The organism is Bacteroides cellulosilyticus DSM 14838 (assembly GCF_000158035.1).
GTDB classification, from domain to species: domain Bacteria; phylum Bacteroidota; class Bacteroidia; order Bacteroidales; family Bacteroidaceae; genus Bacteroides; species Bacteroides cellulosilyticus.
The window spans coordinates 790,800-816,628 of record NZ_EQ973492.1 but is presented as its reverse complement, the minus strand read 5'-3'; the positions used below and the strand labels follow the sequence as shown (position 1 = coordinate 816,628).

General features: G+C 40.7%; 17 protein-coding genes and 1 tRNA gene. 11 read left to right on the top strand and 7 right to left on the bottom strand.

Features of this window, described 5'->3' with window-relative positions:
- Nucleotides 1-1,020 precede the first annotated feature (1,020 nt).
- From BACCELL_RS21470 to BACCELL_RS21450, 5 genes are all read right to left on the bottom strand, one after another.
- Nucleotides 1,021-3,399: an ABC transporter permease gene (locus BACCELL_RS21470; protein WP_007214182.1), complete on the bottom strand. Its 2,379-nt coding sequence runs from the start codon at nt 3,397-3,399 to the stop codon at nt 1,021-1,023.
- 11 nt (nt 3,400-3,410) lie between these two features.
- Entirely contained in the window at nt 3,411-5,819 is a 2,409-nt protein-coding gene (locus tag BACCELL_RS21465; protein ID WP_007214181.1) for an ABC transporter permease, read from the bottom strand.
- 37 nt (nt 5,820-5,856) lie between these two features.
- A complete protein-coding gene (locus BACCELL_RS21460; protein WP_007214180.1) occupies nt 5,857-8,220 on the bottom strand; it encodes an ABC transporter permease in 2,364 nt (787 codons plus the stop codon).
- A 69-nt stretch (nt 8,221-8,289) separates the two neighbouring features.
- Nucleotides 8,290-9,540: an efflux RND transporter periplasmic adaptor subunit gene (locus tag BACCELL_RS21455; protein WP_007214179.1), complete on the bottom strand. Its 1,251-nt coding sequence runs from the start codon at nt 9,538-9,540 to the stop codon at nt 8,290-8,292.
- Between the two features lie 49 nt (nt 9,541-9,589).
- Nucleotides 9,590-11,083 carry a TolC family protein gene (locus BACCELL_RS21450; protein WP_007214178.1) on the bottom strand — a complete coding sequence of 498 codons (1,494 nt, stop codon included), beginning with the start codon at nt 11,081-11,083 and terminating at the stop codon, nt 9,590-9,592.
- Between the two features lie 217 nt (nt 11,084-11,300).
- Here BACCELL_RS21450 and BACCELL_RS21445 point away from each other — a divergent pair, with 217 nt between their 5' ends.
- The 5 genes from BACCELL_RS21445 (at nt 11,301) to BACCELL_RS21425 (ending at nt 17,010) form a co-directional block, all read left to right on the top strand.
- Complete coding sequence (locus tag BACCELL_RS21445) at nt 11,301-12,671, top strand: sigma-54-dependent transcriptional regulator (RefSeq protein ID WP_007214176.1); 1,371 nt, start codon at nt 11,301-11,303, stop codon at nt 12,669-12,671.
- Nucleotides 12,672-12,684: 13 nt separating this feature from the next.
- Nucleotides 12,685-13,989, top strand: coding sequence for a sensor histidine kinase (locus BACCELL_RS21440; RefSeq protein ID WP_007214175.1), 1,305 nt, complete (start codon nt 12,685-12,687; stop codon nt 13,987-13,989).
- A 177-nt stretch (nt 13,990-14,166) separates the two neighbouring features.
- The gene (locus BACCELL_RS21435; RefSeq protein WP_007214174.1) at nt 14,167-15,315 is read left to right on the top strand and encodes a COG1470 family protein; all 1,149 of its coding nucleotides are present in this window, start codon (nt 14,167-14,169) and stop codon (nt 15,313-15,315) included.
- Nucleotides 15,316-15,317: 2 nt separating this feature from the next.
- Nucleotides 15,318-16,067, top strand: coding sequence for an ABC transporter ATP-binding protein (locus BACCELL_RS21430; RefSeq protein ID WP_007214173.1), 750 nt, complete (start codon nt 15,318-15,320; stop codon nt 16,065-16,067).
- Nucleotides 16,054-17,010, top strand: a complete 957-nt coding sequence (locus tag BACCELL_RS21425; protein ID WP_007214172.1) for an ABC transporter permease — start codon at nt 16,054-16,056, stop codon at nt 17,008-17,010. Before BACCELL_RS21430 ends, BACCELL_RS21425 begins: the two co-directional genes overlap by 14 nt.
- Nucleotides 17,011-17,092: 82 nt before the next feature.
- On the opposite strand, the gene BACCELL_RS21420 is transcribed toward BACCELL_RS21425, so the two are convergent.
- Nucleotides 17,093-17,449, bottom strand: a complete 357-nt coding sequence (locus BACCELL_RS21420; protein WP_007214171.1) for a lipocalin-like domain-containing protein — start codon at nt 17,447-17,449, stop codon at nt 17,093-17,095.
- Between the two features lie 948 nt (nt 17,450-18,397).
- Here BACCELL_RS21420 and BACCELL_RS21415 point away from each other — a divergent pair.
- The 3 genes from BACCELL_RS21415 (at nt 18,398) to BACCELL_RS21405 (ending at nt 19,796) form a co-directional block, all read left to right on the top strand.
- Nucleotides 18,398-18,472 (top strand) — tRNA-Pro (locus BACCELL_RS21415).
- A gap of 328 nt (nt 18,473-18,800) precedes the next feature.
- Nucleotides 18,801-19,346 (top strand): NucA/NucB deoxyribonuclease domain-containing protein, encoded by a 546-nt coding sequence (locus BACCELL_RS21410; protein WP_007214168.1) that lies wholly within the window; start codon nt 18,801-18,803, stop codon nt 19,344-19,346.
- A gap of 48 nt (nt 19,347-19,394) precedes the next feature.
- The gene (locus BACCELL_RS21405) at nt 19,395-19,796 is read left to right on the top strand and encodes a PhlB family protein (protein ID WP_007214167.1); all 402 of its coding nucleotides are present in this window, start codon (nt 19,395-19,397) and stop codon (nt 19,794-19,796) included.
- 218 nt (nt 19,797-20,014) lie between these two features.
- On the opposite strand, the gene BACCELL_RS21400 is transcribed toward BACCELL_RS21405, so the two are convergent.
- Entirely contained in the window at nt 20,015-20,722 is a 708-nt protein-coding gene (locus BACCELL_RS21400; protein ID WP_007214166.1) for a tRNA1(Val) (adenine(37)-N6)-methyltransferase, read from the bottom strand.
- Between the two features lie 174 nt (nt 20,723-20,896).
- Between BACCELL_RS21400 and lon the strand changes: the two genes are divergently transcribed.
- The 3 genes from lon to BACCELL_RS21385 are packed head-to-tail and all read left to right on the top strand — an operon-like array spanning nt 20,897 to nt 25,631.
- Complete coding sequence (gene lon / locus BACCELL_RS21395) at nt 20,897-23,371, top strand: endopeptidase La (RefSeq protein ID WP_007214165.1); 2,475 nt, start codon at nt 20,897-20,899, stop codon at nt 23,369-23,371.
- Entirely contained in the window at nt 23,368-24,498 is a 1,131-nt protein-coding gene (tgt, locus tag BACCELL_RS21390) for a tRNA guanosine(34) transglycosylase Tgt (RefSeq protein WP_007214164.1), read from the top strand. The genes lon and tgt overlap by 4 nt, the downstream gene beginning before the upstream one ends.
- Nucleotides 24,495-25,631 (top strand): LptF/LptG family permease, encoded by a 1,137-nt coding sequence (locus BACCELL_RS21385; protein WP_081450845.1) that lies wholly within the window; start codon nt 24,495-24,497, stop codon nt 25,629-25,631. Before tgt ends, BACCELL_RS21385 begins: the two co-directional genes overlap by 4 nt.
- Nucleotides 25,632-25,829 lie beyond the last annotated feature (198 nt).

Here is a 25,829-nt window from a genome sequence, read left to right as displayed (position 1 = left end):
AAAAAGTGCTGTATCATAGCTATATATTAGTTCACGCATTATTTTACTGATGCCATTCACAAGATTATATATCAAAGTGAATTTCTTTTTTAGATTAAGATTCAAATCTCGTGCCAAAGTTATAACAGATTGTTTTTCAGGTAAATATTTGTTTTAGTAATATTGCTTTAGTGTGCTATACTGCACAAAAATAGTGCATATTCGCACAAATGGTACATTTAAAATCACAAAGAATAGTTATAGGCTCTGACTATAACTTCTTAACTTTTGATGAAGTAATAATCTAGCTGTGAACAGGTGTAGCGTTTTTTCTCTTTTAATAATCGGGAAGATGCTTCTACTTTTCTCTAAAAAACCATGCATTAGATGCACTCATGAATACACTCCTTGATGATGGACTAACTATTGTATATCAGTGTTTTATAGTCTAAAAATAGAAAGAAATATGTGGTGTTAAGGGTTCAAAATAGGGTCAGGGTCACTTATACCCCCAAATTCTGCTCAAATGAATAGAATATTTTAATTTGGTGTAAAATAAAAGCACTGATATGGCGCCAAATTACCAAGGAATCAGATTTTATAATCCACTCTTTATTACTTTTGCTTCACTTTTCTGTTTTTTGTATCAAACATTTACTCATAAAGAATCGTTCGCATTACAATATTTCGAATCTATGGGAATTTGTTTTTTGTAAAAACTGTCTAAAATCAACTATCTGTATATCAATGCAATATTGACTAGTGGAGTTAAAAATCACCTACAAATGGGGCTATAAGTGACCCTGACCCTATTTTGAACCCTAACAAGTCTTTTATTAGTTTTGGATTTGTTATATTTATTCAATAAAAGTACGTGAGAAATAATATGGTAAGTCAAGGCATAGCCAACCCCTGCCTTAAACGGAACATAAGAAGCAATGTCGTGATGCAAAACTAGCAATATTCCACATTACGAGATTGCTAGTTCTGCATCACGACATTGCTTCTTATAATTATACTCCCAAAGGATACAAATCGTTTTTATTCTTTAATCACTTCCGCCGGATTCTGCCGTGCTGCCTGCCATACGCGCCAGCTGATACTTATGGTGATAACCATTGCTATCCCTGCAAAAATGAGGATGAACGGTAATGCTCCTATACTTACCTGACGATTGTACGTCTCTATCCAGTGCTTCATAATAGTATAACCGGCAGGGAAAGCTATCAATGAAGATACGATCAATAGCATTGCGTATTCTTTAAAGAAGATGCTCAGGATATTGCTGATAGTAGCCCCATTTACTTTGCGGATAGCTATTTCTTTCCGGCGTTGTTCGCATGTCAATGATACCAATGAATATATGCCGAATATAGATATCAGGATACAAACAATTGCAGAGAATCCCAATAGACTGGATAATGCATCTTCTGATTGCAGGTACTTATTATATCGTTCTTCCTCGCTGTCCAGAAATAATTTGCGGTCGGGAAGTTCAGCTTGCTGCATTTCCTCGATGCTACGACGACATTCTTCCCAGGTTCCCGGTTTATACTTGAAGAGGACAAAGCAACGCGGCCACATCCACTGTGATTTATTGGTATTGACAAATACAGTATGAGGCAGGTCCTTGGAAGGCGATCTGTATGCACAGTCTTTTATGACTCCGATCACAGTCATAGGTTCCACTTCTTTATTGCAGTAAAAGATGTGTTTGCTGATAGCTTCTTCAGGTGTCCATCCCATAGTGCGTGCTGTCGTTTCCATGATATTAACTTCACGGATATCCGACTTATCCGATATCCATTCTCCTGCTACCAGTTGCATGTTATAGAATTTGAAGAACTCCTCTCCTGCCAGAATCTCATCTATACCCATTGGGTTTTCAGTTGTCCCATTCAATCCGTCCCAGGAATCTACCTCAAAAGCTGAATAAGAACCCATACTGATGAGCGGCCAGTAAACAGGCCGTACAACTTCAGTTACCATGGGTAACGCTTTTATCTTCTCTGCCCATACATTCATGTCCACATTCATCCAGATGCCCAAGGAAGCACGGTTCCGATAATCCATTCCCATATCTACATTACGCAAATGATAAAGTTGCATTTGCATAATGACAGTACAAAGTATAAATGTAAGGCAAACAACAAGCTGTATTACAATGCTTCCCTTACGGCATATATGTCCCATTATACTCATTTGAGTACTATGAAGTGTATTCTGCAATGAGTGACGGCGGAATAGGTAAACAGAACATAGCGCCACTATAAAAGCCAATACTGACATACCTGCGACGTATAATATGCAATTCCCATAAATGGATATATCTGTATCGACAATCATGGAATATTGCAAGAACCAGGGTTTTAGTAATTCCACGAAGAACATCCCTAAGAGTGAAGCCAATAGAATAGTAAATAGAAAGTCCGTACTAAGTAATGCCAATAACGAACGTTCGGATGCTCCATTTACTTTGCGTAGTGCCATTTCCCGTTTACGCGAGCGAAAACAGTCGATATAAATCGTTAAATAGTTGATTAATGCGCACAGAATGATAAGCACTCCTGTGATGGAGAAATAAACAATGTAACGGAACCGTACTATTTGTTCGTCTCCACGAATAAATTCATCCGCATAACGCAGTGAGGTAATGGGCTCCAGATAGAAACGTGTATATCCGGTTACACCATAGCTGTTCTTTTTGAGTTCATCCGGAAAGTGCTGATTCATTTTTTCTAAAAGTACATCCACATTTGTTCCGGGCTTTATTTTTATCAGCATCCTGTAATTGGCGTTATCCCATGAAGTATCATTATTGGTACGCCCCATAAAAGCATATTTAAAGTTAGAATGCTCTCCCCAATCGCTGACAATGGCGCTTATGCGATACTCGTACCGACGGTTATTGTCTGTTATGGTCTCTCCAATCACTCTGGTAGTACCGAACAAGTCTTGAGCAGCTTTTTCTGTAATGGCTATCCCGCTCTTTTCCGGTGAGGTGGATAAAAAGAATTGGTTGTCACCCTCCAGAACTTTTATATCCATCATACGGATGAAAGTTGTATCAGGCATTAACATCGGATATTCCGTAATCTGTTTCCCATTTTTAATGAATAGAGTATTCTGACCTGATGCACAGAAATCTTCTATTTCAGTGTAAGTCGTTTTTAAATGATTCCCCAACGCGTAGGGCACAAAGTCAGAGTAGTGCCCTCCAAAGTGGCAATCGTTCATTCGTACCAAATAAATGCGTTCTGCATCCTTATGGAAATCATCATAAGTTATTTCATATTGCACCCAGAATGTAGACAGTGCAAAACATGCCAGACCGATTGCCAGTCCGATGATACTGATGATACTTTGCGTTCTGTACTTCAACAGATTCCGATATGCTATTTTTAAATAATGGTGTATCATAACTAACCTCTTTATTCTGCTTTCATGATTGTTGCCGGATTGATGCGGGTTGCTTTATTCACCTGCCAGAACAATGTTCCCAACGAAATGCCTGCCACCACTAATATAGCGATCAGGTAGATAAATATACTAACAGGAGCTTTCACTATAAAATCCCGTGTATAGATGTATATCAGATAATAAGATAAAGGTATGGTCAGCAATGCTGCACCGGCTATCACCCATATATACTTGCGGAATAGAACGGAATACAGATTTTTCAATTGTGCCCCATTCACTTTGCGGATGGCTATCTCGCGGTAGCGTTGGCGGATGTCGAATAAGGAAAGTCCGAATAATCCCAATACCGAAACAAAAATAGAGATGGTGGCAAACAATGTAAACACGGTTGCTACACGGCGGTCGTCGTCATACAGGGCCTGAACATCTTCTTTCAGCCAGTGATAGTCGAACTCTTCCGCATGAAAAATCTCCTCTCTTGTGTCTTGCAAATATTTGATAAGTTCCTTTTCCTTACCGGCCTTACAGGCTATTTGGAATTGTGCTCCACCGTAACCGGGTGTCACGATGTATACCACGGGTTTCTTTCCGGCTGTAAGATGGCCGGTATAGTAATCTTTGATGACAGTTCCTACAGGCATCAAAGACAGGCCGCCTTCTACTATTTTTCCGTCCATTGAGGAAGTTATCCAGAGTGCCTGTTCTCCTCTTACGAATGCTTCTTCCTGCTTCGTATAACCGAATGCTTTCAAAGCTGCCTCATTCATAACAACTACATTCTCTGAATAATCCTTTGCCTCCACTTTCCCCGGCAATGTACCTTGTACTGCTTGCAGTTCATACAGCTTGAAGAAATCCGCCGGTATATACATCACCATCATATTTAGCTTCACGTCTTTATCATTAATAAGTGTCGTACTGCCTCCGCTACTGAGGATGCCACTTTGCGAGGGATCGCCACAGAACCACCGTTCTATGAAAGGACATTCATCCAGTTTTTGCCGGATGGTAGTCGTATTCTGCCAGCGCTGTTTTCTTTCGGCTTCACTTTCACCTCCCCAGCTCTTGGGGGTAGGAATCAGATTGGCATAAAGTATGCCTTCCGTCTTGAATCCCGGAGGGGTATTTTGCAGGAAACGGAGGTGGCTGCTGAAGTATAGAGAGAGGACTATCAGCAAAAGAGTGATGCTATACTGGATAAACAGGAAAACCGTACGTGTAGCGACAGAATGCCGTGAACTTCCGATGGAACGTATGGACACGATGGGTGGCAGATAATTGTATTTGATAAAAGGATATACAGTAGTGAGTAGTGGCAAAAGCACCAGCACACCGAGCGACAGTTGCCAGTCGAAAGCCGTATAAGGTACATCGCTGCCCAGCAACCTGCTGGCATATCCCGAAAATATTTCGATAAAGAACCAGGCCAGCAGCAGCGAGATGACGATCATCAACATATTTTCCGTCCATAACTGGAGGAAGAGTGCACGTCCACGGATGCCGAATACTTTCTTGATACCATACTCCTTGGAACGTTTCAGCATAAAAACCAGATAGATGTTGACGAAGTTTAGTATGCCTGCCAGCAATAATAACAGGCATACTCCCATAAGTACCAGAATGTGCGAACGACTGCTATAATGCCACATATTCGGTTGATCGGCCATGGCAGCCAATCCTTTATTCCAGTAGAGTTGGCTGACAGGAATAAAGTCGTAACTCACCATATATCCCCATTCTGTTTGTCGCTTCACATGGCTGATAGCATTAATGGCATCTACATCTACTCCGGGCATAAAACGCAGGATTTCTATATACATTTTGCTCCACTCTCTTCTGGTTTTCAGATCCAGATTTATCAGTACATCAAATGTTAGCGAAGATTTGCATGCCGGTTCTTCCAATATACCACAGATCGTCAACAGCTTGCCTCCGGAGTATCCTATCGTTTGTCCTATAGGATTCTTATCTCCGAACACACGTTTGGCAAACTGACGGGTAATGAGTACTTCTTCAGGCGCTTCTATGTGTTTACCTTTCAATGGGTAGTGAAAGAAGTGCAAGAATGCTGTGTCTGCTACCAATGCTTGGACGGTATAAGGTTTCTCATCGATGGTTACATTGTCATTGTCCAGTGTGATGAAGTAACTTCTCTTTTCTATGGCTTCGGGAGCGTAGTAAACCGTATCTGCACCACTGTCTTTATTCACACTGCCAGGGAATACATTGCCATCAATTTCCCGTAGCGGGATAAAAGTCCTTTCAGCATGGGTGCAGTGCGTGTTCACTTGCAACTCACGGTGAATGTAGCGTACTAATATGATGGTACATGCCAGGCTGAGTGCCAGACCAATGACATTAATGATCGTATATGACTTGGAGCGTATCAGGAAGCGCCAGGCGTATTTGAGTGTTTTCATATTTCAGTCTTTCTATATTTTAGTTATATTTTATTTCTTATTCGCTTTTCATAATTTTTGCCGGATTAATCCGTGCAGCTTTATTCACTTGCCAGAGCAATGTACCTAACGAAATGCCAGAAACTACCAGTATGGCTATGGAATAAATGAATATGCTGATAGGAGCTTTCACTACAAAATCTTGCGTATAGATGTATATCAGGTAATAGGATAAAGGTATGGTAATCAATATGGAAATTCCTATTACCCAAATGTACTTGCGGAACAGAACTACATACAGATTTCTCAATTGTGCTCCGTTTACTTTGCGGATGGCTATTTCCCGATATCGCTGTCGGATATCAAACAGAGAAATACCGAATAGCCCGAGACCTACAATTATAATCGCAATACAAGCAAAAACGGAATAAATAATGCTTGTTTGTCTGTCCTGGGCATAGATTGCTTTTACGTCTTCCTCCAGAATGCTGTATTCAAAATCTTCACTGCCATAAATCTTTAATTCCGTTTTACGTAGGAACTCAAGCACTTCTTTCTTTTTACCCGGCACACAGGCTATCTGATAGACATCGCCGCTCATCTGATTGCTCACCATATAAACAGTAGGTTTCTTTCCTAAAGTTAAATGTCCGTTGTAGTAATCATCTACCACCGCTACAATGGGTTGGGTTTTGGATTCGTTTCCTCTTTTCAGGGGATTTTCTATGCTGGCACCCTGACAAGTGGTGTAGTTTAAGGCTTTCATAGCTGCCTTATTCACCACCAGAACTCCGAAAAAGCCTTTATCTGATAAATCGGGGAGCTCGCCTTCGATAAATTTAATATCATAGACCCGAAAAAAATGAGGCGTGGCAAGACGCATATTCAGGTAGATCTTCTTCCCTTGCTCGTTTATATAATCACTGCCATAATCTCCTTTAAGAATGTCAATATAGCTAGTCTCAAAATCTTCTATATAGGGACAGGAAGAAAGCTCCTTATTTAATGCGTTCACTCGCTCCTGCTGTTGTTTCATGCTCTCTTCCGTGTAAGTATTAAAATCCTTTGATTCGTAAGTCAGCTGAGCAATGATAATATCTTTGGTACGAAACCCCGGTTCGGTACTAAGCAACATATTCAGTTGATTATTGAAATAAAGCGAGATTACTACCAATAAAAAAGTGAGTACGTACTGAATCCCCAGAAATAGGATCCGTGAATGTATTGAACGACTTTCCGAACCTATAGAACGGATGGAGACAATAGGGGGAGTATAATTGTATTTGATGAATGGATAAAGAGAAGTAACCAATGGGAGTACTACCAATATGCCTAATGATAATTGCCAGTCAAATGTCGTATAGCTAAACTGATGATTGAAAAGATTTCTCACTGGCACAGTACTTACTTCTACAAACACCCAAGCTATGAGCATAGCGGCTGATACCAACAAAGTATTCTCTATCCATATATTAAGAAATAGTTCTTTACCCCTTGCACCGAACACCTTTTTCAATCCGTATTCTTTTCCCCTCCGGAGCATGACAACCAGATAGATATTGATGAAATTAATAATACCTGCTAATAGCACTAATAGGCATACTCCTATCATAATCCACAGATGGGAATAGCTGCCGGCAGAGAACATCAATGTCTCCTCATTACTGATGGAGCTATCCCAATAGAATTGTTTGACGGGAATCAAAGAATAAGTATAAGTACGCGTATCACCGCTTTCGGGCGAGTTTATATATCTTGGGATACTACCTGTTTTGTTTAGCTTATTTATATCAGTGCCCGGCATGAATGAAAACAAGTCTATAGCCATACGTTCCCAATTATCAGATAAGGCTTTAGACAATACTACATCGAACTGCAGGAAAGTCTTGTTTCCGGGATTACCCAATACACCCTCAATGGTTATGTCCTTTCCATTAGAACAACGGATGATTTTACCTACCGGATTCTCCTTACCGAAGAGCTTGTGGGCAAATGCCTCTGTAATTAAAGCGGAGTGCGGAGAAGGTAATGTAATATTTCCCTGCACCACCGGGTAGCGGAATAGCTGAAAAAAGATACTGTCTGTTACGATGATTCGCGAAGGAAACCGATTTGCCCCAACCATTATATGGTCTTTCTCCAACGGAATGAAGCTGCTCTGCTTATTGATGTAGCGTTGATCGATAAGGCTGCTATCTCCCCTATTAATAAGCATACTTAAATATTTATTGCCACCCATATCCGCTTTGACACCATAAACCTGTTCCCGGTCAATGCAATGGCTATCCACTGTCAATTCCCTGTGAATATAGCGGAATAGAATAATGCAACATGCCAGACTGAAGGCCAGCCCCAGTAGATTAATAATCGTATATGATTTGGAGCGTATCAGGAAGCGCCAGGCATATTTGAGTGTTTTCATATTTCAGTCTTTATTATATTAATCTCTTTCTGTTATTTTGCTATTCTCTGATGATGCTGTATTTGTTCCTTATTTTAATATCAGTTCTTCCGCTTCGCCAAAGTTATCATATCCCGTCGTAATAACCCAATCTCCCGGCTGTAAACCGTCTGTAATCTCGTATTGCTGGGGATTCTGGCGTCCGATACTGAGAGGGACACGAATTGCTTTCGTTTTGGATGCGTTTAGTTTGTAAATCCATTGACCACCGGTAGCCTGATAGAAATTACCGCGTGGGATAACGATGGCCTGTTCGGGTTGTCCCAACTCTATCTGTACACGAAAGCTCTTTCCTACACGTACATTGTCGGGCATCTCTCCGGTAAATACTAAGTCGACATCGAAAGTGCGATCTTTTACTTCGGGAACTACCTTTGTAATACGGAGTGGATATTTACGCCCCTGATAATTAATTGTGGCGGGAAGCCCTGTAGTGATACGGTCTATGTAGTATTCACTGAGTGAAGTGTGTATTTTATATTGGTCTAGTACCTTGATTTCGGCAATACCTTGGTTGGATGATACTTGCTGCCCCGGAGTTACTTTCACGAAGCTGAGTTGTCCGGCTACGGGAGCCTTAATAACTAAATTATCCAGTCGTTCGCAAGCGCGTTCATACTTTTTACGTTCACGTTCCCGATCATTATGAATCAGGTCTTTGCGGATAATGGCAACAACAGAATCCTGACGCAAACTCTCGCGTTGTAACTTTGCTTTCTTTACATTATAATTATACTCATCTTCGGCAACTTCCAGTTGAGCTTTACTTTTTATCCCCATTTTATATTCTTCTTTATCAAGATTGAAACTTTTTTGAAGACGGGCCAACTCATAGTTGGTTTGCAAAGTTTGTTGCTGGAGGGTCAGGCTCTTCTGTTCCATCTCAATTTCTTTTTCACGGAAAGAAATCAATTGCTTCTCCAAATCATCACGTTGTTCTTCAATGTTGTGTATCAGATCAGGGTTTTCGAGCACAAGGATTGTATCTCCTTTTTGAAGTAAACTTCCCTCCTCGCCTACTATACGGTCTACACTTCCTGATTCACGGGCATTAACGATAATGGTGAGGATGGGTTGTATAAGTCCTTCCACGTCTACATATTCCATGAATTTATCATTTTTGACTTCGGCAATCTGCACATTCTCCTGGTCGATGCGAAGCTTGCTGGGACCGGCAGAAAGGATGATAACGTAAATAATGAAAGCAAGGAATAGAATTCCTCCTGCTAGGTAATAGCGGTAGCGGATGTACCAAGGCTTCTTTTCGAGTTTAATATCCATAATATCTTTATTGTTTTACAATTTATAGTCAAGTTTATAATATGTCCCTTTATTTTTTTATCATCTTGTCCATCACTTCCTCTATTCTTTCTGTTTCTGTCAGCGGTGCATCTACTTCAAAATCATAAAGTGTGATACTGCGGAGGGTGTAGTATAAACTCCAGTAGTTATATAGTGCAGTGATGTAATTTCGTCGGGCGGCATCTTTTTCACTGATGGAAGCATTGAGGTCGAGTACGGTAGACTTTCCCAGGATATAAAGTCGTCGGGCTACATCTGCACGTCGTTGAGCCGTCTCATCGGTGCGGGCGGCAATATGTACGCGCTGGGATTGTAAATTGAATTGTTTCACCAGTTTGCGGACATTCAGTTCAAAGTCTGTCTTATCCTGCTCTACTTGAGTATAAGTTAAGTCACGATTAGAACGGGCTACCCGGACCTGTCCTTTGCCACGTCCCCAATCCAATATAGGCAGACTAATGCCGAGGGTGACATATTGTTGGTCCAAGGGATTGTGATAAGCGTCTTTCAGTTTATTGCCGGTCTGAGTCAGTCCGAAACGCAAGTAAAGATCGGCTTTCAGTCCGGCATTGGCACGGGCACTGGCTACCCGGCTTTCGCTTTCCAGCTTGCGTCGCTGCATGTCCAGTATATCCGGGCTGTTTTGACGTGCTGTGATTAAAGCTGTGCTTAGGTCTATGTGAAGATTGGGAACATGATCGCTGACATCTACTTTGATCAGTATATCCTCCTGGATACCGAGATACGAACGGAGTTCTTGCATGCAATTTTCTACTTCGATATGGGCATTCATACGATTTGTCTCTTCGGTCAGCTTATTAAGTTCCAATTGTAGCATCTCGTTTTCGGTAATGGTACCTATATTATAGCGCCCTTGTGCATATGTATATAAGGTGTCTGCATTGGCATAGTTGGTAGAAGCTATTTCGTAGTTGCTTTGTGCAGTGGCAAGGGCAAAGAATTTCTGCGTAGCATTGGCAGCAACGAGCTCCAGGGTTTCCACATAAGTTTTCTTGGCTTCTTGGTAACGCAATGGTTCGATACGACGATTCCATTTCAGACTATTATATCCAAAAAGAGACTGACTATAGCCGACGTTTATGGGTGATGTCTGCCAGGAGGTAGAGTTGTCACTAAATAAATCAAGCCGCTGGGCAGAAGTTTCCACGAACAGTGTACCACCTGTCCAAGGAATATTTTGTGTCAGGCTTAAGGTGAGGTCGGTACTTAATAAGTTTTGTTCCACAAATTTCACGCTACCATCGCTCATTGTAATTTTGTTGATGGCACGATTCAGATACGGATCGGAAGTTAATTTCAAGGCGGGCAAATAGTTGGCCCGATAATATTTGTAGTTCCAGTAGGCGGAACGAAAACTGTGTTGGGCTGTTTGCGCATCGGGTGATTGTCGGCGGGCATGCTCTATGGTCTGACCTAATGTCAGCTCCATAGTGTGTTCCTGCGCATCAATAGTTATAAGAGTTCCGCAAGCTATTAATAATAAAAGTATTTTTTTGTACATAGTATGTTCCTTTTGGTAGAAGAGATTCAAATCTTATGCCAAAGATGTAATGCTTTGTATTACAATGCTATACTTCTGTATGATGTAAATTGAGCGTGTGCCATACCGCACAAAAATAGTGCGCATACGCACACACAACACATCGATATATTGTTTATCTTTGCACATCGGATATATTCATATTGCAGAAAAGACTATCGGATAATAATAGCTTCGTATGGAACAATTAGGAAAAATATTAATAGTAGATGATAATGAGGATGTACTTTTTGCCCTCAACCTTCTGTTGGAACCTTATGCGGAAAAAATAAAAGTAGCAGTAACCCCCGATCGTATCGAATATTTCATGACGACATTCCAGCCGGACATTATCCTGCTGGATATGAACTTCAGTCGCGACGCCATCAGTGGGCAGGAAGGCTTTGAGAGTCTGGAACAAATCTTGCGTATTGATCCTCAGGCGGTTGTTATTTTTATGACAGCATATGCAGATACAGATAAAGCGGTACGGGCCATTAAAGCGGGTGCTACCGATTTCATCCCGAAACCGTGGGAAAAAGAAAAACTACTTGCTACACTCTCATCCGGTATTAAGTTACGCCGTTCCCGCTGTGAAGTTAATCTGCTAAAAGAACAAGTGGAGGTACTTAGCGGTGCGGGAAGTAGTGTGGAAGAATCTATTATTGGTGAATCTGCCGCGATGCAGGAAGTGTTTGCCACGATAGAGAAGTTGCGTGATACAGATGCTAACATTCTTGTACTTGGTGAAAATGGAACAGGAAAAGATGTGATAGCCCGTTTGTTATACCGTTGTTCGCCACGTTACGGACGGCCATTCGTTACAATTGATCTTGGCAGTATCCCGGAACAATTGTTTGAGAGTGAATTATTTGGCTATGAAAAAGGTGCATTTACTGATGCCCGGAAACCGAAAGCCGGACGGATGGAGGTGGCAACGGGAGGTACATTGTTTTTGGATGAAATAGGAAATCTGTCACTGCCTATGCAAGCAAAACTGCTGACTGCTATTGAAAAACGGCAGATCAGTCGTTTGGGTAGTACACAATCTGTATCCATCGACGTACGCTTGATTTGTGCTACAAATGCGGACATCCGCCATCTGGTGGAAGAAGGGAATTTCCGGCAGGATTTACTTTATCGTATCAATACGATTGAACTACATATTCCTCCTTTGAGGGAACGGGGAAATGATATTATCCTCCTGGCGGATTATTTCCTGCAGCGTTATGCCCGGAAATATCAAAAGGAAATGCGGGGCTTGACACGTGAAGCAAAAGCTAAATTGCTGCGTTATTCCTGGCCGGGAAATGTGCGTGAGTTACAGCATACGATGGAGCGTGCGGTGATTTTGGGTGACGGTTCATTGCTTCGCCCCGATAATTTCTTGTTCCAAGCTTCCTCCCCCCGTCTTAAAAAAGAAGAAGAAATACTTAATCTGGAACAATTGGAACGGCAAGCTGTAGAAAAGGCAATGCGGTTGAGCGAGGGGAATATGACACGTGCTGCGGAATATTTGGGAATTACGCGCTTTGCATTGTATAGGAAGATTGAGAAACTGGGATTATAAATTAAGAAGTAATATGAAGCAGTATTCCTTGGTTGTTATCTTGCATATCTGTCTGCTGGCAATACTTTCTGTTGGTGTTTATGTGTTATATTGTGCTGATTTATGGTTTAGCATGCTTATAACATTCCTGTTTCTTCTGGGGACAGGAATACACCTTTATTATATACAGATGAAGCAATTGCAGATGATGCGTCGCCTGACGGACAGTTTGCGTTATAATGACATGACACAGGCTTTCCGTCCACCTTATAAAAATAAACTAATGACAGAAATGGCTGTAGAGCTATCTGAAACCTTGCAGGCATTTCGTGCTCGCCTGTTGGAAGAAGAAATAAAACATCAGTATTACGAAAGTCTGCTGAACAAGGTAGATACTGCTGTATTAGTGACTGATATGTCCGGACGTATTGAGTGGCTGAATCGTGCTGCTACTGCCCAGTTAGGGCAAGATCCGCAATTGCCGGCCGAGCTTTTGAGCCTTCCTTCCGGTGAAACGCAGGTCATACGTATTCATCGAAATGGAACCACTTTAGAAATGGCAGTAGCTACCACTCTCTTTGTAGCCCGTGGCATGGAGAGGCGCCTTATCAGTTTGAAGAATATTCATTCTGTACTGGAACGGAATGAAATGGAAGCCTGGCAAAAGCTGATACGTGTACTCACTCATGAAATCATGAACTCCATTACTCCTATCATTTCCCTCTCTGAAACACTTAGTGAGCGTGGTGTACCCGTTACATTAAAAGATGCAGCGGGCGAGAAAGAATATGCTGTAATGCTACAAGCTATGCAAACCATTCATCGACGTAGTAAGGGACTATTAGGTTTTGTAGAAAACTATCGTCGTCTTACCCGTCTCCCCGCTCCTGTTTGTGCCAGCGTGCCGGTTCGGGAACTATTCACCGATTTACAGAAACTTTTTCCTGATGCAACTATTCATTTCGAGCTTCCACCTTTGGAGAAAACACTGGATGTGGATCGTGCTCAGATAGAACAAGTGCTTATTAATCTGTTGAAAAATGCTCGTGAAGCATCTGCCCGTCGCGAAACGCCCAAGATTGAGGTTAAAGCTGTTTTTGCGCCTAAAGTGACTTCTTCTCTTACTGCATGGCGTTGTACTATTACTGTTCGGGATAATGGTGAAGGTATCTTACCTGAAGTACAGGATAAAATATTTGTTCCATTCTTCACAACAAAAACTGCCGGTTCGGGTATCGGACTCAGTCTTTGCAAACAGATTATGAATCAGCATGGAGGAAATATTACCGTTTATTCGGAACCGGGAAAAGGGAGTTGTTTTACTTTACAATTCTGTTAGATAAATACTGCACCAGCAAAAGGTTGTTCTGTGTCTATTAAAAAACATAAATATTATATAATCATAAAAATTCTGTGCCGATATTTTATTGCTTTTAACAGCTACTAATTTTTCCATTATTTATTTTTGCAGCCACATAAATCGATAACTCATATTTAATTAACCATAAAATTCTATATGATTATGCGAACTAATTATTTGCTGCTATTAACTATTTTGTTGGGTTTAATACCCGTGAATTACACACACGCCTCTGACTCAATTCCAAGCGTGTTTCTTTATTCTCCTTATACAAAGATTTCTGTTTCTCCGGGAACGAGTATTGATTACAAAATTGATTTAATCAATAATTCGGATATTCCGGTCAATGTAGATCTGTCTGTTACAGGATTACCAGCAAGTTGGAAACGTGAATTGAAATCCGGTGGTTGGAATATTAACAAATTAGCTGTCCTGCCTAGTGAAAAGAAGGACTTTAACTTGAAATTGGAAGTTCCATTAAAAATAAACAAGGGTAGCTACAATTTTGTTGTAACTGCTGGAGGCTGTCAACTTCCTTTGACTGTCACCGTAGCTCAGCAAGGCACTTATCAGACTGAATTTACTACTGATCAACCCAATATGCAGGGCAACTCAAAATCGACATTTACTTTTAATGCCGTACTGAAGAATCAGACGGCTGATCAGCAGTTATATGCATTGATGTCTAATGCGCCCAGAGGATGGAATGTAATTTTTAAACCTAATTATAAGCAGGCAACTTCCGCACAAGTAGAAGCGAATGCCAGCCAGAATGTGTCGATAGACGTCACTCCGCCGGCTAATGTTGAAGCTGGGAATTATAAGATTTCAGTACGTGCAGTAGCCGGTAATACTTCTGCTGATCTGGATTTGGAAGTGGTGGTTACCGGTACATATCAAATGGAACTGACTACTCCACGGGGATTGTTGAGTACTGAAATAACTGCCGGAGATGTGAAGCGTCTGGAATTAGTTGTCAGAAACACAGGTTCCTCTTTATTAAAGGATATTCAACTCTCATCCGGTAAGCCAAAAGATTGGGAAGTATCTTTTGAACCTGCCAAAATAGAAATATTAAAAGCCGGAGAAACATCTACTGTTACGGCTATAATGAAAGCTTCGAAAAAAGCTTTGCCAGGCGACTATGTAGCAACAATGGAAGCCAGAACTCCCGAAGTAAATGCAACTGCACAATTCAGAATTGCAGTAAAAACACCAATGCTTTGGGGTTGGGTAGGAATATTAGTCATCGTTGTAGCTGTGGGAGGTGTCTATTACCTATTCCGAAAATATGGAAGGAGGTAATTATGGGCGAACAAGTGATTGTACTTACCGATTTAACCAAAAAATACGGTAATTTCACTGCTGTAGACCATATTAGCCTGTCAATCTGCAAAGGAGAGATTTTCGGATTATTGGGTCCGAATGGTGCGGGAAAATCCACAACTATCCTGATGATGCTGGGGTTGACAGAACCAACTTCCGGTAAAGTGGAAATTTGTGGAATAGACTCCACTACAAATCCTATTGAAGTCAAGAGGAAAATTGGTTATCTTCCTGAAGATTTAGGCTTTTACGATGATATGACCGGGTTGGAAAACCTCATCTATACAGCACTTCTGAACGGCTTTTCAAGGAAAGAGGCTGAAGAGAAAGCAAAGGAACTTATGCGTCGGGTTGGACTTGCCGAACAGGTGAATAAAAAGACCGGAAAGTATTCCCGCGGTATGAGGCAACGTTTGGGTTTAGCGGATGTATTGATAAAGAATCCGGAAATCATTATTTTGGACGAGCCGACATCCGGTATCGATCCTGCCGGAATTCAGGAATTTATAGAATTGATTCGTAATTTGAGTAGGGTTCATTCCTTCACCGTGTTATTTTCCTCACATAATCTGGATCAGGTACAGAAAGCTTGTGATCGTGTGGGCTTATTTAATCACGGAGAATTACTGGCGCAGCTTGATCTTAGAGAAATGGAAGGTAAACAAGTAGAACTTATTGATATCTACAATAATTATATAAAGGAAGGAGGTGAGAAGTATGAACGGAATTGAGCAGCCTTTCTGGGTTATTGTGAATAAAGAAATCCGGGATCATGTGCGTAGTTGGCGCTTTATTATTTTACTTGCCATTATCACGCTCACTTGCTTGGGAGCCTTGTATACATCACTCACCAGTATGCATGAGGCTGTCAAATCAGGTGATGTGGAAGATACTTTTTTCTTCTTGAAATTGTTTACCGTATCCGATGGCACATTGCCTTCTTTTGTTTTGTTCATCAACTTTTTAGGGCCGCTGTTAGGTATTGCCTTAGGATTTGATGCCATGAATTCGGAACTGAACAAAGGGACATTATGCCGTATATTATCACAGCCGATACACCGTGATTGTATAATCAATGCCAAATTTGTTGCTGCACTGATTGTGATTACAATTATGCTGTTTGTATTAGGTTTTTTGGTAATGGGAGCCGGGCTGATAGCCATCGGTATTCCACCTACACCGGAAGAATTTGCCCGTATCATTTCCTTTTTGATCCTAAGTGTTTTCTATGTAGGTCTTTGGTTGAATATGGCGATACTGTTCTCGCTCTGCTTCCGGCAGACGGCTACTTCAGCTTTGGCTTCTCTGGCGATATGGTTGTTTTTCAGTGTATTTTATACGATGATTGTCAATTGGGTTGCTAAGATGTTCATGCCTTCTGATATGATGCCGCCTTATTATGTTGTCGGTTATCAAAAAATAGTTTGGGGCATAATGTCATTGAATCCGTGCGAATTATTCAATCAGGCAACTTCTGTATTGCTGATGCCATCACTTCGAAGCTTGGGACCGTTAATGATGGAGCAGGTTCAAGGGGCAATACCCAGCCCTCTCCCATTGGGACAGAGTTTGCTGGTTATATGGCCACAGTTAACAGGATTGATTGCAGTTACAATTCTCTGTTTTGCACTCTCTTATATCATATTTATGCGTAGAGAAATACGTTCAAGGTAAATTGATTGGTTAGGTTAGGAAGAAATCCCTGACGATATTTAATACTTTAAAGTCGTCAGGGATTTATATATTGCAGTTTGTATTATTTCTGCCTTACATACTCCAGAGTATATCCATAATTGGAACTTAACACTAACGAATCCGGCGTTAGCTTGTCAATCTTCAGTGTATCCACACCTTCAATCTCTATCCCATTACCGATACTTTTTACTGTCAGATAAAGCTGGTCACCTTGTTGTTCCCATTCTTTGTATATCAAAGTGTGCATATTAATGGAAGATGCTTCTCCATTCTCTTCCAGTTTGATTCCTTGCACTTCTCCAGGTTGCCCGTTAATGGGCATTACCCATGATCCTACTACGGTAGCGGGAGCTTTAGAACCACCACAGGCAGCAAATACAACTGCCATGACCGCCATGCTAATGATTTGTTTTTTCATGATGTCTTTTTATTATAGTGTAACGTTGAAACCTACCAATTGTTTTCAGGGGATAAAGTTAATTGAAAAATATCGTTCCGGAGCTATTATTCTATATTTAAGTTTCGCAGGCTAACGTTCTTTTCCCTAAGCTTGATTGGCCAAAGCATATCAGGATTTACGCAATCAGTCCAATATGGCAATAAGATAGTGAAATACGATATTTCTCTTCAATACGTTTGTATTTCCCCATTATCAGCAATAAGGTTTTCTGTCAAAAAGGCCCTTCTGGAAGAATAAAACCTTAGTTTATCATTATCATATCATCTATTGGTATGCTACAGATGGTCTATTCAGCGCTATTGCATGATTTGTTTTAACCAAACAGACCATCTATTTGATCCAAACGGATGATGTAATTTGGAAAATGGCTACACCCTTTGCCTCATAGGGCTACACCTTCATCACTAAAGGGTGATACTATCACGGAAAAAGGGTGTAGCCCCTCCGAAAAGCAGGTGATATTTTTCTGTTTTGAAGAAGATAAGCAACGAAATCTAATAATCACTTTTTAGGAAATATATCAAATACGCAATCAAATAAGAATGAAATACAAAGAACTCACTTTCCAAAATACACTTTCCCTCATTATTATAAATCATACGGCATTTACCAAACAGGAAATCCTTGCGTCTTTTCGCACTACGCCAACTATTGATACGAAAGGATGAAACGTAGGATATCACGATTTACATTTTGTCATTTTGCTTAAGTTCCGCAAGTGTAGTGAATGATCTTGAATTATTTTATGTTTTTATGGGGAGTTGGTACGGAGTAAATACGAAGTTGGCTCTGTCTAAATGGGTATTTATGACCTCATCTGATTTTTTTTTGTAAAAAGAGTCGATTTGTTTTGTTTATTACAAAATAGTTTCTACCTTTGCACTCGCTTTTAAGAAATAAAGTATTCGGGGTGTAGCGCAGTCCGGTTAGCGCACCTGCTTTGGGAGCAGGGGGTCGTGGGTTCGAATCCCGCTACCCCGACTAAAGTCTAAAAGACTGAAAACTAATTAATTAAGACGACGTAGAGCTGATGCAATTTGCATCGGCTCTACGTCATTTATAGCAAAAATTGTGTTATTTGACATTCTTTCTATGCTAATAAAGGAGATTTTCTTATAACTATCTTATAACTGATTTTAAACTCAAGTAATGAGAAGGTCCTTGAAAAAACATAAGTTCATCGAAAAAATGGTAATTAATTATATAACTAAAATCTAATATTATGAAATGCTATTGTAGTCAACACTCCCCTAAAGAGGATAATAAATGTTCGAAAACGTTGAGTTTCTCGGATTATAATTCAAACATTATGTTTAAAGACAATCGAATTAGTCATAAAATGCAAAAGGCCAATATAAATAGTATCTGCCAAAGAACTACTGCTATAGATCCTCTTTGCACCCAATTTAAAGAAAATCATATCATAGAAAAGAGCAAGACCCCTAATATATGGGAGTTTACAGCTTGTGCAATAGATAAAGGAGCTCCAAACACTTTGAATTATATTCCAAATAAAGAATCGGTAGTTTATGTAAGGAATATGATAAATGAAGAAATAGTTACTAAAGTACAAGCCGATAAAGAAAAAATACCATACTCGCCAATAAGCATTCATGAAGTAAATCGTGTAAAGGTGCTTTCTAGAGATGATAATCAATTATTTAAAGATGTAAAGTATGCGCCGGGGCTTTCCAGAGATGAATATCCGTATGCATCTACAATTGAAGGTGGAAGTGATGGATACTGGGCGTATGTCCCTGTGCATGAACAATCAGTTCAAGGTGGTAAACTACAAGGATTATATAAGAGGCTACTAAGCAGTGGATCCTCAGAGTTTGATGTTGTTCTAGCATAAAACTCTTCAATATAGAAAGGACAGATAGAATCAACTAATTAAGAAGCAATGAAAGGTGAGCGACAACATACAGACTTTAATGAATATGATGACACCCCGGTAACATGTCCGAGATGTGGTTCTACTCAGATACACGCTGAAAAGATTGCTTATGGTCAATTTCTCAGTAATAAGATATTGATTAGCTGTTTAAAATGCGGTCATCAATTCAGATTAAAGAAACAGCCGATACCTGATAGATTAAGCCTGCATCCTCTTGAAAGGACTAAAGGTCTTTATGTGACGTGTCCCAATTGTGGAAAGCTTTCTGGTACGGCGTGTTATGCATGTCCAAAATGTGGCCGTAAGTTTTTGCAAGAAGACTTTGACAAGGCAAGAAAGATAAAAGGAACAGGTTGTTTTACTGTCATAGTGATTGGGGGGCTGGTTGTTTCCTTGTTATTTATGTAATATAAAATATAATCGCATGGAAGAAAACGCTCTTTTATCACATGAATTAGAGAGGTTAAAACAGCCTGTCAGAAGTGCTAAAAAAGGGTCGTTATTATAACTATCTTATAAAAAGAATAAGCTGCTGATTTTTTAGCAGCTTATTTTTGTATATAGAGACATCCAACAAAATAACTGCCTATAACTGATTTTTGAGATAAAGGTATGATAGCATCAAACTACATTTTTAAATAAAAATCTTTTGTCAGTGCAATATATTCCGGTGTAAATTGATGGTGTTCTACTTCAATACATAAAGTCTCTTCTATGCACTCATGTTCTTCGTGGCTGAATGAAATAAGTACTCTTCGGCTTGGTTTATCCGGTTTGGTGAAGACATGAAGACAACGCGAAGGGTACAACTTGTATTTCCAGGCTGTGTCAATTACTAACTTTTCTGCTTCGGTAGGAATGATAACACATACCCTCCCCTGCTTTTCAAGGAGATGTGCCGAGCGTCGAAAAAGTAACTCATAATTTAGTTCACAGGTATGACGTGCCATATTGCGTTGCTTGTCAGGGCAGTTCAATGCATTAACAAAATATGGTGGATTAGAAACTATCAGATTATATTTACTTTCGGTCTGAAATAGACTGAAATCGTTACAGATAACTTGTATTCGTTTTATCCATGGAGAACGGGCTACATTCATCTTAGCCTGAGCTGCCGCAGCTTCATCTATTTCTATAGCCGTGATTTGCGACAATGAATATCGCTGTGCTAACATTATCGCTATCAGTCCAGTGCCAGTTCCTATATCGAGGATTTTTTGCGAGCTTTCTGCCTCTGCCCAAGCGCCTAACAGCACTCCGTCTGTACCTACTTTCATGGCACATTTATCGTGCCATATAGTAAATTGTTTAAACTGAAAATAAGGATTTGACATAGATTGTAGTTGTTAATAGAGAGCAAAAATAGACAAAGTCGGGAATATTACGACAAATTTGGCACCGTTTTTGTCTTTTTTATAGAAAAGGTGCTTTATATTAATGAAGAATAGATTAACTTTGCAGGCGCTTTATAAGCCCTGTCAGTATGACATAAACTTAAAAAGAACGAAATGAAGAAAAGACTTTACCTAAAAGATACGGAAGCAAGAGAAGAAGGAAACACTTTTTCAGTGATTGCTGATTTTGAGGGGAATGAAGAACAGTTGATGGATATTGAAGTGAATGAGATACTTCCGATATTACCTTTGCGGAATATGGTTTTATTTCCAGGTGTATTTATGCCGGTATCTGTCGGGAGAAAGACTTCCATGAAATTAGTGCGTGAAGCTGAAAAAAAAGGTGCATATATCGGAGTGGTTTGCCAGAAGGTAGCAGAAACGGAGATGCCTTCGTTGGAAGATTTGCATACTATTGGTACGGTAGGTAAGATTATCCGTATCTTGGAAATGCCTGATCAGACTACCACTATTATTCTGCAAGGCGTCAAACGTATGGAATTGGAAGAAATTGTAGATACAACTCCTTATTTGAAAGGGCGCGTAAAAGCATTGGGGGAAGATATTCCTGACAAAAATGATAAGGAGTTCCATGCATTGGTGGAAGCTTGCAAGGATCTGACTATAAGATATATCAAATCATCTGATATGTTTCCGCAGGATTCTGCATTTGCCATCAAGAATATTACGAATCCTATGTTCCTGGTGGATTTTATCTGCACGAACCTTCCGCTGAAAAAAGATGAGAAGATTGAATTGCTGCGTATTGATGCATTGCGTGCACGTACTTATCGTTTGTTGGAGATACTGAATCGGGAAGTGCAACTTGCCGAAATCAAGGAGTCCATACAGATGCGTGCACGGGAAGACATTGACCAGCAACAACGTGAATATTTCCTGCAACAGCAGATTAAGACCATTCAAGATGAATTGGGTGGTGGTGGCCAGGAACAGGAAATAGAAGAATTACGCCGTAAAGCAATCGCTACTAAGTGGAGTGCGGAAGTAAGAGACACTTTCATGAAAGAGGTGGATAAACTGGAGCGTACACATCCACAATCTCCTGATTATAGTGTGCAACTCAATTATCTGCAAACAATGCTAAGTTTGCCGTGGGGAATATACACTACAGATAATCTGAACTTAGTCAATGCTGAGAAGACTCTGAACAAAGATCATTATGGCTTGGAGAAGGTGAAAGAACGTATTCTGGAGCACTTGGCTGTATTGAAGCTGAAAGGTGATATGAAGTCGCCTATTATCTGTTTGTATGGCCCTCCGGGAGTAGGTAAAACCTCTTTGGGGCGTTCTATCGCTGCTGCCCTCAAACGGAAATATATCCGTATGTCATTGGGTGGCGTGCATGATGAAGCAGAGATACGTGGACATCGTAAGACGTACATCGGTGCTATGCCGGGACGTATTATCAAAAGTCTGATCAAGGCCGGCTCATCCAATCCGGTGTTTATCCTGGATGAAATAGATAAGGTGAGTTCAGATCGTCAGGGAGATCCTTCTTCTGCTTTGCTTGAGGTGCTTGATCCGGAACAGAATACAACATTCCATGATAATTTCTTGGATGTAGATTACGATTTATCTAAAGTAATGTTCATTGCTACTGCAAATAATCTGAATACTATCCCTGGACCGTTGCTCGATCGTATGGAGTTGATTGAGGTAAGTGGTTATATCACTGAAGAGAAGATTGAAATAGCCCGTCGCCATCTGGTTCCGAAAGAACTGGAAGCCAACGGTATGAAGAAGAATGATATCAAAATACCAAAGAATACGCTGGAGGCTATTATCGAGTCGTATACCCGTGAAAGTGGTGTACGCGAATTAGAGAAGAAGATAGGTAAAATACTTCGTAAATCGGCACGCCAGTATGCTACGGATGGCTACTTTGCCAAACAGGAAATCAAACCGGGAGATTTGTATGAGTTCCTCGGAGCACCTGAGTATACCCGTGATAAATATCAGGGCAATGAATACGCTGGTGTAGTGACCGGGTTAGCATGGACCGCCGTGGGGGGAGAAATCCTGTTTGTAGAAACCAGTTTGAGCCGCGGAAAGGGTGGGCGTCTGACGTTGACCGGAAATCTGGGTGATGTCATGAAAGAGTCTGCAATGCTGGCCTTGGAATATATCAAGGCACACGCTTCTTTGCTGAATCTGGATGAAGATATTTTTGATAATTGGAATATCCACGTACATGTGCCGGAAGGTGCTATTCCTAAGGACGGCCCCTCGGCAGGTATCACCATGGCCACTTCTCTCGCCTCTGCCCTCACCCAGCGTAAAGTGAAGGCAAATCTTGCCATGACAGGAGAAATAACACTTCGTGGCAAGGTACTTCCCGTGGGTGGTATTAAGGAGAAGATTCTGGCTGCGAAACGTGCCGGCATCAAGAATATTATTCTAAGTGAAGAGAACCGTAAGAATATTGACGAGATACAGGAAATATACCTCAAAGGGTTAACTTTCCATTACGTGAAAGATGTGAAAGAGGTGTTTGCCATTGCGCTGACCAATGAGAAGGTTGCCGATGCCATCGACTTGTCCGTAAAGAAAGAAAAGAAAGCAGAATGACATTCGACTTACAATATACAGACAGTAAAAGTAATGCGCGTGCAGGATTGATAACTACCGATCACGGGCAGATAGAAACTCCTATCTTTATGCCGGTAGGTACTGTAGGAACGGTGAAAGGTGTGCATGTAACCGAACTGAAAGAAGATATTAAGGCGCAAATCATATTAGGGAATACCTATCATCTATATCTGCGTCCGGGATTGGACGTACTGGAAAAAGCCGGAGGACTGCATAAGTTCAACGGCTTTGACCGTCCTATGCTGACAGATAGTGGCGGATTTCAGGTGTTCTCATTATCAGGTATCCGTAAACTACGTGAGGAGGGTGCAGAATTCCGTTCACATATCGACGGTAGTAAACATATCTTCACTCCAGAAAAGGTAATGGATATCGAGCGTACGATTGGTGCAGATATCATGATGGCGTTTGACGAATGTCCTCCAGGAGATTCGGATTATGCGTATGCCAAAAAGTCATTAGGACTCACACATCGTTGGTTGGACCGTTGCATTCAGCGTTTCAATGAAACGGAACCGAAGTATGGATACCAGCAGTCTCTCTTTCCTATTGTTCAAGGATGTGTATATCCTGATCTTCGCAAGCAGTCGGCAGAATACATAGCATCGAAGGGTGCAGATGGCAATGCCATCGGTGGTCTGGCAGTAGGTGAACCTGTAGATAAAATGTATGAGATGATTGAGTTGGTGAATGAAATCTTACCGAAAGATAAGCCACGGTATCTGATGGGTGTAGGTACACCGGTCAATATTTTGGAAGGTATCGAGCGCGGTGTAGACATGTTCGATTGTGTAATGCCAACCCGAAACGGACGCAATGGCATGTTGTTCACCAAAGATGGTATCATCAATATGCGTAATAAGAAATGGGAAACAGACTTCTCGCCCATTGAAGCAGATGGAGCTTCTGCGGTAGATACCTTATATAGTAAGGCGTATCTGCGTCATTTGTTCCATGCACAGGAGTTACTGGCTATGCAAATTGCATCTATTCATAATTTGGCATTTTATCTGTGGCTGGTGGGTGAAGCTCGCAAGCACATCATTGCCGGTGATTTCTCCACATGGAAACCGATGATGGTGAAACGCGTATCGACAAGGTTATGAGAAAACTGAACTGGAACATGAAAGGTATAAAGATGCCGGATAACTGGAAATGGTTGAAGCGGCTCGACTTCTACATTATTAAGAAGTTCCTTGGAACTTATGTGTTTGCCATTGCATTGATTATCTCCATTGCAGTGGTATTCGACTTTAATGAGAAGATGGACAGATTTATGTCACACGAAGCTCCTTGGAAAGCCATAATCTTCGATTATTATCTGAATTTCATTCCTTACTTTGCAAACCTGTTCAGTCCGTTGTTTGTGTTTATTGCGGTTATTTTCTTTACCTCAAAACTGGCTGAGAACTCCGAGATTATTGCGATGTTCTCTACTGGAATGAGTTTTAAGAGGATGCTTCGTCCCTACATGGTGTCAGCAGCTATAATTGCAATAGTAACATTCTTTTTGGGTTCTTATATCATACCCCAAGGTAGTGTGACGCGTATTAACTTTGAAGATAAATATTATAAGCAGCGCAAATCGAATACAGCTCGTAACATTCAGTTGGAAGTAGATTCGGGCGTCATTGCTTATATTGAACGCTTCGAAGATTATAGCAAGACGGGATATCGTTTTTCATTGGATAAGTTTAAAGACAAACAGTTGGTTTCTCATCTTACGGCACGATCTATCACTTATGATACAGCCTCCGTCCATAAATGGATTATAAAGGATTACATGATACGTGAAATGGATGGTATGAAAGAGAACATTGTTAAGGGAGACCGCATCGATAGTACTCTTTTTATGGAACCTGCCGATTTTCTTATTATGAAAAATCAACAGGAAATGATGACCAGTCCACAATTAAGCGAATATATTAGCCGGCAGCGGCAGCGCGGCTTTGCCAATATCAAAGAGTTCGAAATTGAATATCACAAACGCATTGCCATGTCGTTTGCATCATTTATCCTCACATTGATAGGTGTTTCTCTTTCTTCGAAAAAGACTAAAGGGGGAATGGGATTACACTTGGGGATAGGTTTGGCATTGAGCTTTTCATATATTTTGTTCCAGACGATTGCTTCCACTTTTGCAGTGAATGGTAATGTTCCTCCGGTAATTGCTGTATGGATACCGAATATACTCTATGCGTTCATTGCATTTTATCTGTATCAAAAGGCACCGAAATAGAGTAACCAACTCAACTTAACAAAAATAAGAAGCCCCTCCCGCTCCTTGTGTTACCACAAGTGCAGGAGGGGCTTTTTTGTTGTATCCATTTCCTCTTTTGTCTTTGCTTCTTTTGACTCTAACGATGCTTTTTTCATCACATAAGTTTTAGAAGCAACCCCACTTTCGTCTTACAGGTTCTTTAAATCTTTCATGGCA

Excerpts from the sequence above, each read along its gene's own strand:
- BACCELL_RS21400 (WP_007214166.1), bottom strand. The coding sequence starts at position 20,722 with ATGTCAAATCCTTATTTTCAGTTTAAACAATTTACTATATGGCACGAT.
- BACCELL_RS21460 (WP_007214180.1), bottom strand. The coding sequence starts at position 8,220 with ATGAAAACACTCAAATATGCCTGGCGCTTCCTGATACGCTCCAAATCA.
- BACCELL_RS21445 (WP_007214176.1), top strand. The coding sequence starts at position 11,301 with ATGGAACAATTAGGAAAAATATTAATAGTAGATGATAATGAGGATGTA.
- BACCELL_RS21385 (WP_081450845.1), top strand. The coding sequence starts at position 24,495 with ATGAGAAAACTGAACTGGAACATGAAAGGTATAAAGATGCCGGATAAC.
- lon (WP_007214165.1), top strand. The coding sequence starts at position 20,897 with ATGAAGAAAAGACTTTACCTAAAAGATACGGAAGCAAGAGAAGAAGGA.
- BACCELL_RS21410 (WP_007214168.1), top strand. The coding sequence starts at position 18,801 with ATGTTTAAAGACAATCGAATTAGTCATAAAATGCAAAAGGCCAATATA.
- BACCELL_RS21420 (WP_007214171.1), bottom strand. The coding sequence starts at position 17,449 with ATGAAAAAACAAATCATTAGCATGGCGGTCATGGCAGTTGTATTTGCT.
- tgt (WP_007214164.1), top strand. The coding sequence starts at position 23,368 with ATGACATTCGACTTACAATATACAGACAGTAAAAGTAATGCGCGTGCA.
- BACCELL_RS21455 (WP_007214179.1), bottom strand. The coding sequence starts at position 9,540 with ATGGATATTAAACTCGAAAAGAAGCCTTGGTACATCCGCTACCGCTAT.
- BACCELL_RS21425 (WP_007214172.1), top strand. The coding sequence starts at position 16,054 with ATGAACGGAATTGAGCAGCCTTTCTGGGTTATTGTGAATAAAGAAATC.
- BACCELL_RS21405 (WP_007214167.1), top strand. The coding sequence starts at position 19,395 with ATGAAAGGTGAGCGACAACATACAGACTTTAATGAATATGATGACACC.
- BACCELL_RS21430 (WP_007214173.1), top strand. The coding sequence starts at position 15,318 with ATGGGCGAACAAGTGATTGTACTTACCGATTTAACCAAAAAATACGGT.
- BACCELL_RS21435 (WP_007214174.1), top strand. The coding sequence starts at position 14,167 with ATGATTATGCGAACTAATTATTTGCTGCTATTAACTATTTTGTTGGGT.
- BACCELL_RS21440 (WP_007214175.1), top strand. The coding sequence starts at position 12,685 with ATGAAGCAGTATTCCTTGGTTGTTATCTTGCATATCTGTCTGCTGGCA.
- BACCELL_RS21450 (WP_007214178.1), bottom strand. The coding sequence starts at position 11,083 with ATGTACAAAAAAATACTTTTATTATTAATAGCTTGCGGAACTCTTATA.
- BACCELL_RS21465 (WP_007214181.1), bottom strand. The coding sequence starts at position 5,819 with ATGAAAACACTCAAATACGCCTGGCGCTTCCTGATACGCTCCAAGTCA.
- BACCELL_RS21470 (WP_007214182.1), bottom strand. The coding sequence starts at position 3,399 with ATGATACACCATTATTTAAAAATAGCATATCGGAATCTGTTGAAGTAC.